8 protein-coding genes, 1 other RNA gene and 2 pseudogenes are annotated in these 12250 nt (G+C 42.0%); 3 read left to right on the top strand and 8 right to left on the bottom strand.

Translation table 11 applies throughout. The features are described from left to right. Positions 1-20: 20 nt before the first annotated feature. The 3 genes and pseudogenes from AAC006_RS02170 to AAC006_RS02180 all read right to left on the bottom strand — a co-directional run. Complete coding sequence (locus AAC006_RS02170; RefSeq protein ID WP_013785041.1) at positions 21-2825, bottom strand: TonB-dependent receptor; 2805 nt, start codon at positions 2823-2825, stop codon at positions 21-23. A 307-nt stretch (positions 2826-3132) separates the two neighbouring features. Beyond that, entirely contained in the window at positions 3133-5754 is a 2622-nt protein-coding gene (locus tag AAC006_RS02175; protein ID WP_338456678.1) for a TonB-dependent receptor plug domain-containing protein, read from the bottom strand. 3 nt (positions 5755-5757) lie between these two features. Beyond that, a pseudogene (locus AAC006_RS02180) lies at positions 5758-5883 on the bottom strand (carboxypeptidase-like regulatory domain-containing protein); the annotation flags it as partial. A 329-nt stretch (positions 5884-6212) separates the two neighbouring features. Here AAC006_RS02180 and AAC006_RS02185 point away from each other — a divergent pair. Continuing rightward, positions 6213-7403, top strand: a complete 1191-nt coding sequence (locus tag AAC006_RS02185) for a hypothetical protein (RefSeq protein ID WP_339890597.1) — start codon at positions 6213-6215, stop codon at positions 7401-7403. Positions 7404-7548: 145 nt separating this feature from the next. On the opposite strand, the gene AAC006_RS02190 is transcribed toward AAC006_RS02185, so the two are convergent. Together AAC006_RS02190 and AAC006_RS02195 are read right to left on the bottom strand one after the other, a co-directional pair. After that, positions 7549-7755, bottom strand: coding sequence for a hypothetical protein (locus AAC006_RS02190; protein ID WP_126871947.1), 207 nt, complete (start codon positions 7753-7755; stop codon positions 7549-7551). 298 nt (positions 7756-8053) lie between these two features. Beyond that, positions 8054-9142, bottom strand: a pseudogene (locus AAC006_RS02195) (tryptophan 2,3-dioxygenase family protein). Between the two features lie 158 nt (positions 9143-9300). Between AAC006_RS02195 and AAC006_RS02200 the strand changes: the two are divergent. After that, the gene (locus AAC006_RS02200; RefSeq protein WP_057793221.1) at positions 9301-9588 is read left to right on the top strand and encodes a late competence development ComFB family protein; all 288 of its coding nucleotides are present in this window, start codon (positions 9301-9303) and stop codon (positions 9586-9588) included. A gap of 52 nt (positions 9589-9640) precedes the next feature. Here the strand turns inward: AAC006_RS02200 and ffs are convergent. Continuing rightward, positions 9641-9737, bottom strand: an RNA gene (gene ffs / locus AAC006_RS02205) — signal recognition particle sRNA small type. 85 nt (positions 9738-9822) lie between these two features. Then, a complete protein-coding gene (locus tag AAC006_RS02210; protein WP_126871948.1) occupies positions 9823-10881 on the bottom strand; it encodes a Glu/Leu/Phe/Val dehydrogenase dimerization domain-containing protein in 1059 nt (352 codons plus the stop codon). Positions 10882-11075: 194 nt separating this feature from the next. Here AAC006_RS02210 and AAC006_RS02215 point away from each other — a divergent pair, with 194 nt between their 5' ends. After that, complete coding sequence (locus AAC006_RS02215) at positions 11076-11543, top strand: Lrp/AsnC family transcriptional regulator (RefSeq protein WP_013785046.1); 468 nt, start codon at positions 11076-11078, stop codon at positions 11541-11543. Between the two features lie 44 nt (positions 11544-11587). Here the strand turns inward: AAC006_RS02215 and maiA are convergent, their stop codons facing one another. Continuing rightward, positions 11588-12244 carry a maleylacetoacetate isomerase gene (gene maiA, locus AAC006_RS02220; protein WP_126871949.1) on the bottom strand — a complete coding sequence of 219 codons (657 nt, stop codon included), beginning with the start codon at positions 12242-12244 and terminating at the stop codon, positions 11588-11590. Positions 12245-12250 lie beyond the last annotated feature (6 nt).

Below are 12250 nucleotides of genomic sequence, written 5' to 3' on the forward strand. Positions count from 1 at the left end.
GATTCAAACTACACTTTAAATTAGAAGTTTACATTCAAACGTGTGTAGAAGAATTGTCCAGGAATTTCATACATAGACGGGTCAAAGCTGTTAGCAAACGTCGAGTAAGAAACCTCAGGATCTGTATCAAATAAGTTGTTAACACCTAGCGTGATACGAAGGTTATCGTTAACCGCATAACCTAGTGACACATCGTGGTAGGCCATGTCATCTAACTCATTGTAGCTAGTTCCGCCAACTTCTAGACTTGGGTCGCTACATAATTGTTGATCTAACACATCACCGTCAATTGAACAAAGTTCAGTAGTATGACCGATGAAGCGAACCAACCAGTTAGCTGTAAAGTCTTCATAGCTCCACGTTACTGCTAAGTTAGTACGAATACGTGGAACAACATCACGGTCGCCCGCTAAACCAGCATCGTTAAATTCAGCGGTTGTGTTGGTAACTGGATCGATAACGATAGTTGTACGTTCGTCAACATACGTACCATCCCAGTTTACTCGGAAATCACCGTAGTCAGTTTCGAAGTTATAAGCAACGTTATAATCGAAGCCTGAAGTAGTTTGTCCACCTAGGTTTACCGCACCGTTGAACAAGTCAACAACGTTACCGCCTGCACCACGAGTGATTAGTGAACATAAGTTCACGCCCGTTTCCGCACATGCGTTAAGAATAGTTTGCGCACCTACTGTTGAAACCGCGTTGTCTACTTCAATATCAAATACGTCAAACGTGATTGATAGGCCATCAACTTGCTCTGGAGAGTATACAAATCCGTAAGTAAAGCTTTCAGCTTCTTCCGCTTGAAGGTTAGCGTTACCACCAACAGTCGTGCGAATTTGTGAGTTCGGCTGCTCATACGTTGCTGGTATACCAGCACATCCAGGTAAGTCTGGGTTTGCTGCTGCACCGCCGTTACATGGATCGGTAAGCGGAGCAAAGCTATCACTGTTACCAGAGAACAATTCATCTAGAGATGGTGCACGGAATGCTTCAGACCACGTACCACGAATGATTAAGTCGTCGTTAACACGCCACTTCAAGCCAACTTTAGAGTTTGTAGTGTCACCGAAGTTGCTGTAGTCCGAGTAACGTGTAGCAAGTTCAAGGTCTAACTGTTCAACAAACTCAAGGTCTGAAAGAAGTGGAATAGCTAGCTCTAGATATGCTTCTTCAACGCTGAACGAACCTTCAGTTGGTTGACGTGCATTACCCGACGTTATACCTGCTGCAATAATTGCATCTGGTTGGTCGTAACCTTCTTGCCAGCGCTTTTCGTATCCAGCAGCAAATGCTAAATAACCTGCTGGTAATTCAAGTACTTCACCCGAGATGTTTGCAGAGTAACTTTCTAGCGATGTGCTCTGCTCATCTTGTGCAGTGAAAGTAATGTAATCAAGCATTTCTTGCGTGATTGTACCTTCACCAAGAGCAGTAGAACCACCAAATAGGTTTAGCGGAGTACAATCGCCAGTACAGTTAGCTGGGTCACCGATTGCAAGCGCAACGCGGTTCATATTAAGAAGACCATCTGTTAACTGGTTTTGAGTGATATCAGCATAAGTGTAGTTTGCATCCCAGTAGAATTCTCTGTCTGCAAATTCAAGAACACCATCAAATCCACCATTAAACTGGAATTGGTCAACGTTCTGTTTGAAGCTACGGAAGCCTGCTTCCATCATACGACGACCAAACAAGAACAATTCACGTGCATTTGGATCTGCATCTAGAACTGATTGGTCTGTAGAAATATCAACACCGTATGGGTTGTATTGGTTGTCAGCAGAAAGAGTAAAGCCTGAATCACCAAATGCCGTACCGATAAACAAAGGTGTAGGTGCTAAAGCCTGTTCTGATTTACGGTTACCGTAGAAACCAGTTACGTTTACACTTAGGTTATCTGTTAACTCGTAACGCGCCTGAGAGTAAATATTTGTTCTTTCTTGTGGCGTAGATAGGTAGTTGAAAGGAGCAAAGTTGAATCGGCTATCTGGCTCAACCCATGGCTCTAAACCACCGGCACTATCACCTTGCTCACTAAAAGACGTTCCAGCTTGATCAAAAGTCCAAAAACGACCTTGAGGCGGCGCAGATGAACCACCGAAACCTTCAGGCGTACCGAAAACTGGAACTGCAGAGATAGCTCGGTCACCAGCAAGTGTCGCTTCTTCTTCTACATAACTAACGTTGAAATAAACGTTACCTTTGTCGTTCGCAGCACCAAAGCCAACATCCCACTGTTCTTTGTTACCGTCGCCTTCGTCATATTGACCGATATAGCCAGAAGCGTGAACGCCTTCGAAATCTTGACGAGTGATGATGTTTACAACACCGGCTACTGCGTCAGAACCATAAACCGCTGAAGCACCATCTTTAAGTACTTCGATACGCTCAATGATTGATGCTGGGATGTTATTTAAATCAACTGAACCTGTTAGACCTGGAGCCCAACGCTTACCGTTTACAAGAACAAGAGTACGGTTTGAGCCGATACCACGAATGTTAATAGTAGTTGTACCATTACCACCGTTGTTGTTGTTTGTGTTGATTGCTGAACCAGCAGATGGGATAGCTTGAAGAACATCACCGATTGAAGTAATACCGAATTTTTCGATATCTACACGTGACATAACCGTTACTGGGTTAGCGCCTTCAATGTCTGTGCGACGGATACGTGAACCGGTTACTTCGATTTTTTCAACAGTATCGGCTGCTTCTTCGGCTTCTTGTGCAGCAACTGCACCAGAAAAACTTATTGTTGAAACCGCGCCGAACGCGCAGGCCAACCTAACTGACTTAGCCAGCTTAGAATTTGTAAACATGTGTTGTCTCCCTGGACCACTAAAACTTGTTTAGTGTGTATTTCTAAAATCGTTTATAACGAATTATTATTAGTAAGGTCAAAGCCTCACTAAGATAATAAACACAACAAGCGTAAACGGTCAACTGAGATCGGGAGAGGAATAATTAAAAGTTCAACTTTTTTTAAGTTTTTTTACTTTTTCTGTAAATGTTTACTTACAATTTACGTAAATATTACAACTAAAGTCTTGAAGCGATTATTTTTCGACCTATACAGGATGAATTGCTAGGGAAGCGCGATAAGTCGCACTTCCCTAGCATTAGGTCTTAAAACGTATAGTTCACACTAAAGCGAACATAACGAGGAGTTTGCCATTGTGTAGGCGTTCCATAGTTAGGATCTACATCTGGGTCTAATGGGTCTTGAGACGATTCACTGTCATAGATTTCATAAACCTCTGTCACTTTATCGTTGTTCAACACGTTAAAGACATCTGCACGAACAACCAATGTTTGATCTTCGCCAATATCAATATTATATGACGCCGAAACATCAATTGAGTAGTAGCTACTTGTGCGACCGCGAGAGCCACGAGGGGCAAGCTCACCACCGGCATAAAATGACTCTGAATCATATGCTTGTGCAAATTTATCAGTCGGGTGATAACCAAATGCATTCACTGGCTTACCGGTCCAGAACTGCAAGTTAGCACCTAACGTTAAGTCTTCGGTAACCGCATAGGCACCGTACATTTTAACTTGATGACGACGATCGTTAGGAAGGTCGCCGTAGGCGCCATCTAACAATCCAGGTTGGTCAAACAATGTTGTCAAGCCTGCGTCATCTTGACCGTTGTCAGAACGCACAAAACCTTCGTTATTACCCCAGTTATGCGACCACGTATAGGCAGCATTGAACATCCAAACGCCGTCCCAAGCACGTTGGAAGGTAAAGTCAACGGCTGCATATTTACGTACTGAATCTGGGTAGCCTAAGTCTTCGGCTGACAAATCCATATAAACCAATTCGCCGTTAGTACCTGGCAATTCAGTGGTACCAATACGCATGTCTACATTGGGGTTAGTTAATACATATTGATGGAAACCGTCCCAAATACCAGAAACGTCACCGTAGCCATTAGCCGCAGCCCATTCGATAACCGCTGCATCAATTGCCATATCTTCAACAGTAGTCGCCAATTCTCGGTAAGTACCTTGAATCGCCATGCTCCACTCGTCGTTCAATTGGAACTGATAACCAGCAATAAATTCATCTGAGTACATTGCATCAATATTTTGATCAACTAATTCAGCTGGAGATTTTGCTTCACCGTTAGCGAAAACATCGTCAGGCTGAGTTTTATCACCGGTAAGATTAGGAATGAATAAAGACTCATCAGCGTATCCGTCAAACTCATAGTATTCTTGCGTATAGGTTTCTGCACCGGCTAAGCGAATGTTCGTGTTGGCTGCAACTGGAAGGTAGTAACGACCGAAACTTGCCCATGCTTTCGTTTCACCATCGCCACGCACATCCCATACCGCACCTAAACGAAGTGCCCAAAGGTTATCAAGTTTTACGAAGGTTTCACCATCTGCATTGAAGTTTTCAAAAGAGTCGTTACGAATACCGGCATTAATCACTAAGTCATCAGTAACCTGCCATTGGTCTTGTACGTAGAATGCAATATTTTCTGAATCGAAATCACCACCAACTTCGTAATCTCTATGACGCACTTGGTAGATTTCTTCGTTAGCTAAATCGTCATCATTTACATAATAAAGATAGTATGCGCCGCCTGAGTTAATCGTATAACTACTTGCTGTTAAGTTTTCGTAATCGTAACCGAAGCGAATTGAGTGGTCGCCAATATACCAGTCAGCATCAATGCGGATAACTTCGCGTTTATCGTCCCCCTGCTCAACAGTAAAACCAGCCCACGTGCTTGTTGGAACAAAAGCACCAGTACTATCGTAAGTAAAGTATGCTACTGGATTAGCATCTAATTCACTGCGCACGGTCCGGTCTTGCTTGTTCACACCGTACTGGGCAGAGATAGAGAAATCATCATTGATGATACTGGTCCATTTAGCCGTGTAGTTCAGGCCACCTTCATCTTCGTAACCAACTCTCGAGTCTGTGGTAAAAACGCCATCAGTCGAATCAAACGTTTGGATTTCGGTTGAACGCTCATCTGAAAATACTGTCACTTCCAATATGTTGTTTTCAGTAGCATACCAATCAACTTTCGCTACCCAAAACGCATCTTCATCGGTTTCTGTAAAACCGTTCTGAACTAAGCCAGTACTGTTTATCTGCTGTTCACCTACGAATTTCTCTTCTACAGAGCGCGGGTTAAACAACGCATAGAAGAATAATTTGTCTTCAATTAGCGCGCCGCTAGCCCACACGTTTGCATCCCACGAATCTTTTTCATCGCCGGTATTATCAATGCGGTAATTGCCGTCAGTTGTTCTTCTGTAAGAACTTTTCTGCTCACGAAGTGCATCAGGCTCCCAGTAAACATTAACGCCAGCTTTAAATTCGTTGCTACCACTTTTAGTTTTAGCGTTAATAACACCGCCAGTTACACGGCCGTATTCCGCTGAGTAACCACCGGTTTTAACTTCAAAGGTTTCGTACATGTCGAAAGGTGGCTCACTTGAACCCACACCCGTTCTAAAGTTAGTAATATTTAGACCATTAATGTAATAACCGTTCTCACCAACTGATGCACCACCAATGGAAGGAAGGTCACCAAACGCTGAGTCACCTTGGGTTGTACCTGGTGCCAATAGCGCAACTGACGTTAAGTTACGAGGAACAGGAACTCTATCAAGGGTAACAGTGTCTACAACGATACCAGTGCTTGAACTTGTTACATCTACCATGGCAATTGTTGAACCAGTTACTTCGATTCGTTCAACATCGTCACCGGCAAGTTTCATGTTTAAGTTAGTTTTACCACTAATACCAACTTTTACAGATTCTTGGATGGTGTTACGAAAGCCGTCTTTCTCAGCAACCACATTGTAGATACCTGGCGGTAACAATGGAAAACGAAAATCGCCGTTAGCATCTGTGGTAACTCAGCAATTATCTGTGTAATCCTAACACCTTATATTTAGGGCTTATTAGCCATTAGGAAAAAATAATTTTCGCGCTATTTGATATATCATCGCTTTTTTTCAAAAAAAATAACTTTTCATGGAACTTTTTCCAAAACCTACGATCAGATCAAACATATTACTTATAATTTAAGTCGTCATTGCCTTTGATACCTAAACAGAAACCCAAAAAGCATCTGAAATTCACGGCACTAAGAGAAAGTTTCTCAAAAATAGTTCGAGCCATACCTGATCCAAGACAGCAGGGAAAGTGTGAATATAGCCAACATGACGCCCTAATGAGCGCTTTTGGTTGTATGTATTTTCAAGACCCTTCATTCTTAGCTTATCAAAGAAGACTAGAAAGCAAATATCAGAGCAGCAATATTAAAACCCTATTTGATGTAAAGCGCATACCCAAAGAAACACAACTGAGAGATATTTTAGATGAAATTCCAACTCACCAATTTACCGATATATTCTCAGACTTGTTTGAACGACTACGTCGACACAACCATTTAAAACAATTTGAACTTCTTTCTGGGGTTTATTTATGTTCAATCGATGGCACTCAGCATCACAGCTCAAAACAAGTAAATTGTGAACATTGTTTACATAAACAACATAGAAACGGGAGTATCACCTACAGTCACAGCGTATTACAGGGAGCTATAATGCACCCATCCCAACGTCAAGTTATCCCCTTGATGCCAGAGATGATAAGAAATGAAGATGGTCATAAAAAGCAGGACTGTGAAACCAATGCAGCTAAACGTTTTATAGGCCAATTAAGAGCAACCCATCCACGGTTAAGGCTAATGATATGCGGTGATGGCTTATTTTCGCATCAACCCATGATAGAAGAAGCCTTAGCACAGGGCATGCATTTTCTGTATGTGGCTAAGCCAGATGACCACACCTATATGATGGAATGGATAGCAGCGTACAAAGACATACCGAGTGTTGAGTTTAAAGATGAAAAAGGGCGAACTCACCGATACCAATGGCAAAACCAAGTTCCGCTTCATGGAGGAGAAAAGGCAATAACAGTTAACTACTTAGCTTATCAGCTAATTAATTCAAAAAAGAAAGTTACCTATAAAAACAGCTGGGTGACAGATGTTGAAGTGACACAAGATAATATTGAACAATTAGTCAGTGGTGGTCGTTGTAGATGGAAAATTGAGAATGAGTGTTTTAACACCTTAAAAAATCAAGGTTATCACATCACGCACAATTTCGGTCATGGGAAAAAGCACCTCAGTGACAACATGTATATCCTGACATTATTGGCATTTTATTTTCACCAAATCTTTGAGCTGACTGATGGCATGTATCAAGCCTGTCGAGAGCGTTATGGTTCAAAAGCCCATATGTGGGAGAACTTTAGAGTCACAGTTCGTTTTTTACTATTTGATGACTGGGAGGGCTTGATGGAAAACCTGTTATCTGATCCAGACATCACGGAGGAAAGTTATTATCGACCCTAAGCTTTAAGTTAAGAAAAATAGAATGCGCTGTGGCGTAGGATTAACGGTGCCTGAAATAAAGTGAAATTAGGTGGAGCAGCTAAATCCATTGAACTTTAGGTTGAAATTTAAGCTAAAAGTCTTAGTTGCCCATTAACATCCCTATTCACCAATAATTGCTGGTGGTAACTGTACGAACTAGACCTGTATCAACATTAGTGATAGTTACAGTAACGCCACTAATTTCTGCACCGCTAATTTCTGCAGTATTACCTTGAATAAAACCATTTGTGTCGTTTGCAAATACTGGTGCCGAAACACCAAGACTGAGCGCTACGGCAAAAGCCGCTGCACTTCTTTTATATTGAAGCATGTATAACTCCCTGGATGTGTGTTTTCGTTAGTCTTAACTTTATTTAAAAAAACCATAAAGATAATCTAAACGATTGTTTTTTATACGGATTTTTATGATTATCCGAAAGTATAATTGACATATGTAAAGGGGATAAAGCAAGCGTAAATGGAAATTTTTACGATGAATGGCATGGGCGTGAAGTAGGGAAATTCCACGCAATCTATTGAGTGGCTTGGCCTTGGGGGGGGTATTAACGAAGTTCCCCATTTGCGACGAATTACATTCGTCGCAAATGCAGAAATGTCGCATTTTTCGTCTATTGTAAATAAAAGCCTAAGCGTCGTTTCACCGATTCAGGCAGTTCTGGAAGTGAACTTTTTGGTAAAAGGAACGTAGCCATGTTGAAAAAGTCTAAAAACACCCTGTTAGATTCCGTCGTTTTCTTCAAATAATGGTGGCCGGATGAGCCGCCCGTTCCTATTTTTGTTCCCAGCATTCGTTGTACCATCATGGCATGGCGATAACGCCACAACGTTAATTGTTCATCAATTTCTGTTAGTGCGGTAATGAGTTGGAAAGGCAGATTAAAAACGGGTTCTTATGAATACTGCTTTATAAATAAAGCCGACAATAATGCTTCATGTGATAAGCGGAATTTACCCTGATTAAGAAGGGCTTCATACGTATCATGATTAAATAGCCCGTCAAAGTTCTCTCTGGTCGATTGCCAGTCTTTAAGCTCTTGTCGACGTTCTACTTCCGACAGAAACGCATTCTTTTCTATGGTTTCTTTGTCATCGTTAAGCATTTCATCTGTTGCATTTCGGTAGTAATCCCAAAAGTGGAAATCCTCGGTTTTAAGTAGTGGCATACGTGCCAACCACTTATCCACTAGTTCAAACAAGCTTGGTTTTTCTTCTAACGCTTCCAATAGGCTGCGATCATCATCACTTAATCGGTTATAAAAACTTTGCTTATCGAAATCGATACGATATTCCCTTTTAAGGCCTAATGAAATTTCAAGCTGTTTAAATTGGATACTTTGAAAGCCTGAGGCGGGAACCAAATAATCTCTGAATGAAAGAAACTGTTGAGGCGTCATGGTTTCCATAATACCTATTTGGTCATTCATCAGCTTTTGAATTTGTATAACACGGTGCAGCCTATGTACTACTGAAGTGAGTTGCTGATCTTTTACTGCTGCTTGATTGAATGTGTCGATAACCGCATTGAGTTCGTGCAACAGTTGCTTAAACCATAGCTCATACACTTGATGCACTACTATAAATAGCATTTCCTCATGAGCAGGTTCACCGTACTTGGTACTTTGAAGCTTTTGTGCGCCAAGTATTTTATCTAACGCTAGGTAATCACCGTAATAGCAGGGTTCTATATTTTTTTTCATGCCGATTATTCTTATCGTCGTTATGGACAGAAGGAAATTCTAACATCGCTAACTCGACATCGACAAAATACAGGCTATAAATTATCTAGGGGCGTTATTAAAAATATACACACCCATAAAAAATAACATCGCGTTAAAATTTTAATTAGGGCAAAAATATGAAGCTTGATGATGACATTCATAATTATTACGAACATCTTGTATTACAACGTGTAACAGAACTTGGGCTGGATAATACTAAAAGTCCTGATTATTTAGCTGACCTATGCTGCTTGGCACTTAACCAAGTTCCTCCACGCTACATTCGCTACGAAGTCGATATGGCATTTTATCTTCCCCAGAGTGAACGAAACCAAATGGAGATGAATGTTACATACGCTATCGACAATGCGATGAAATATTTAAACGACACAGATAAAACGTCGGTAAGCGAGAAAGCAGAGTAACGCCATACAAGGTTGTGTAAGGTCAAAAATACGGGGAGTAAATTGGGTGGCGGGCTCCCAGCCACATCCCGGCACATGAGTCGTCTGCTGCGGCTGCTCCCTTCCAGGCCTGACCGAGTTCACAGAGTATCATTGCGGGAGGACCAAAAGCCCACCATAGAAAGCGAATAAAATGCTAACAGGCGTCAGCAGTCTTAAGCGCGGGGCGCATTATGACTACTTGCCCGATAACTTTCAACCCTTTAACGAAAATCTCTCTTCTGCAATGATGTTTGCCACACGATTTGTGGCTGCTTTTTGGGCATCAGCACGGGTATAAATCTCTTTTAGCGTCGTACCAATATCTTCAATATGCTTGCGTAGCGCTGCGTTTGTGCTCTTTTCCATACGCTGATGGAAGATATCGATAATGCCACCTGCATTAATCACATAATCAGGCGCGTACAAAATACCTCGTTCGACTAACATATCGCCAATTTCTTCACGTGCGAGTTGATTGTTCGCCGCACCAGCGATGACCTTAGCTTTAATCATGGGTAATGTTTGGTCATTAATTGCAGCACCTAATGCACAAGGTGCTAGTACATCAACGTCCAGCCCTAAAATTTCTTCAGGCGCTACCGCCGTAGCACCCAGTTCTGCTACGGCCTTTTCAACACCTTCGGGGAATATATCAGCAACATAGAGCTTTGCACCGGCTGCATGAAGGTGTGACGCAAGGCGATACCCTACATGCCCCATACCTTGAATTGCTACGCTTACCCCCTCTAAGCTGCGATTCAATCCGTGTTCTACACTGGCTTTTAAGCCCACGAACACACCATAAGCGGTAGAGGGTGCTGGATTACCGTCTGGCTGTTCGTCAGCGTAGTGATATTGTGCGTTTACTCCGGCAATGTAATCAGACTGAGTCGCCATGGTTTGTAAATCGGTAACTGAAATGCCCGAGTCTTCTGCGGTAAAATATTTGCCACTTAATGAATCAACGAATTTCCCCATGGCTTCCATCATCGCCGGCGTTTTTTGTTTGCGAGGATCACCAATAATGACTGATTTACCACCGCCCAATGCGATATTAGCCATGGCGGCTTTGTAGGTCATTCCTTTAGAAAGACGGAGTACATCGGTTAGTGCTTCTGCACTGCTTACATAGGGCCACATTCTACAACCACCCAATGCTGGGCCTAGGTTTGTGTTGTGTATGGCAATAATGGCACTTAAGCCTGCTTCTTTATCGTGATAAAAAGCGACATGCTCGTGACTATCAAACTCTATGTGATCGAAAACCGACATACTTTCCCTATTAATAATGTGATGGATTTTGCCCAAGTGTAGCCCAACAACCAGAGGACACGCCTTGCTAAGTTAATGACCGGCCCTCGTAAAGTGAAATACACAAAGTATGAATACTATTTTTCTAGGATATCTATCCTAGAATTTATTTTTCTATATAATAAACATCATAAAAACGACGGAAGCTGCGTTCAATGAAATTAGATAAATTCGATCGTGAGATTTTACGAGTACTTCAACAAGATGCCACTGTCTCTATGGCTGAGTTGAGCCAGAAGGTTGGGTTGTCCCATACCCCCTGTTGGCGACGTGTAAAGCGGATGGAAGCCGATGGCATTATTATTGGTAAAGTCACTCTTTTAAATAGTAAAAAACTCAACCTTGGTGTATCGGTATTCATTTATGTCACGCTTAAAAATCACGATGGTGATTCCCTCACCGATTTTGAAAATGCGGTACAGAGCATTGATGAAATTGTTGAGTGCCACACCACCAGCGGTGAGAAAGACTATTTGCTTAAAGTGATTGTGGAAAGTATTGAAGAATACGAATTTTTACTTAAAACGAAACTGACTCACCTTCCATTAGTTGATCACGTCAGCTCCACCTTCGCGTTAAAACAAGTGAAGAACACCACTGAGCTCCCCATCAAACGACAGTAGGTTTCATTGAAACCTACGCCCTGCTGCCCTTCTTTCTCACGTTATTAAAGCACGCTATCAACCTGATTCTCAGGCAGTGCTTTTTCAAAAGCAGGTAATGCATTGCAATTGTCTGTTATTTTTTGAATAAGCGGATATCGTGTCATATCCACATTAAAGCGATGCGCGTTATAAACCTGCGGTACCAAACACAAGTCAGCCATGGTCACATCAAAGTCAAAGCAGAACTTACCAGCTTGGGTTTGTAGCCGCTTTTCAATGGCATCGAAACTCAGCGTTATCCAATGCGCCGCCCATTTGTTTACACTTTCTTGTTCGGCACTATATTCATTCTTAAGCTGATTGAGTACACGCAAGTTACTTAAAGGTTGAGTGTCACATGCAATATCCTGAGCCAGCGCCCTTACCCTTGCTCGTTCTGTCTTGTGCGATGGTATCAATTGATACGGTGAGGGAAAACGTTCATCTAAGTATTCGATAATGGCTAAAGACTGATTAAGAATAATATCTTCATCATCGTCAACCAAAGTGGGCACTAGCTGAGCGGGGTTTAGCTGTTTATAGGGCGCACTGTGCTGCTGCCCACCTTCATTGACTAAGTGCACAGGCACATATTGATACTCTACACCTTTTAAATTAAGTGCAATTCTTACTCTGTAAGACGCCGTTGAGCGCCAGTAACCATATAAAGTTAAACTCATAAATAC

It is taken from the genome of uncultured Alteromonas sp. (genome assembly GCF_963976965.1).
GTDB lineage: Bacteria > Pseudomonadota > Gammaproteobacteria > Enterobacterales > Alteromonadaceae > Alteromonas > Alteromonas naphthalenivorans.

Bases quoted from the DNA above. Each gene is read 5' to 3' on its own strand.
- AAC006_RS02170 (WP_013785041.1), bottom strand. From the start codon at position 2,825: ATGTTTACAAATTCTAAGCTGGCTAAGTCAGTTAGGTTGGCCTGCGCG.
- AAC006_RS02175 (WP_338456678.1), bottom strand. From the start codon at position 5,754: ATGAAACTTGCCGGTGACGATGTTGAACGAATCGAAGTAACTGGTTCA.
- AAC006_RS02185 (WP_339890597.1), top strand. From the start codon at position 6,213: ATGAGCGCTTTTGGTTGTATGTATTTTCAAGACCCTTCATTCTTAGCT.
- AAC006_RS02190 (WP_126871947.1), bottom strand. From the start codon at position 7,755: ATGCTTCAATATAAAAGAAGTGCAGCGGCTTTTGCCGTAGCGCTCAGT.
- AAC006_RS02200 (WP_057793221.1), top strand. From the start codon at position 9,301: ATGAAGCTTGATGATGACATTCATAATTATTACGAACATCTTGTATTA.
- AAC006_RS02210 (WP_126871948.1), bottom strand. From the start codon at position 10,881: ATGTCGGTTTTCGATCACATAGAGTTTGATAGTCACGAGCATGTCGCT.
- AAC006_RS02215 (WP_013785046.1), top strand. From the start codon at position 11,076: ATGAAATTAGATAAATTCGATCGTGAGATTTTACGAGTACTTCAACAA.
- maiA (WP_126871949.1), bottom strand. From the start codon at position 12,244: ATGAGTTTAACTTTATATGGTTACTGGCGCTCAACGGCGTCTTACAGA.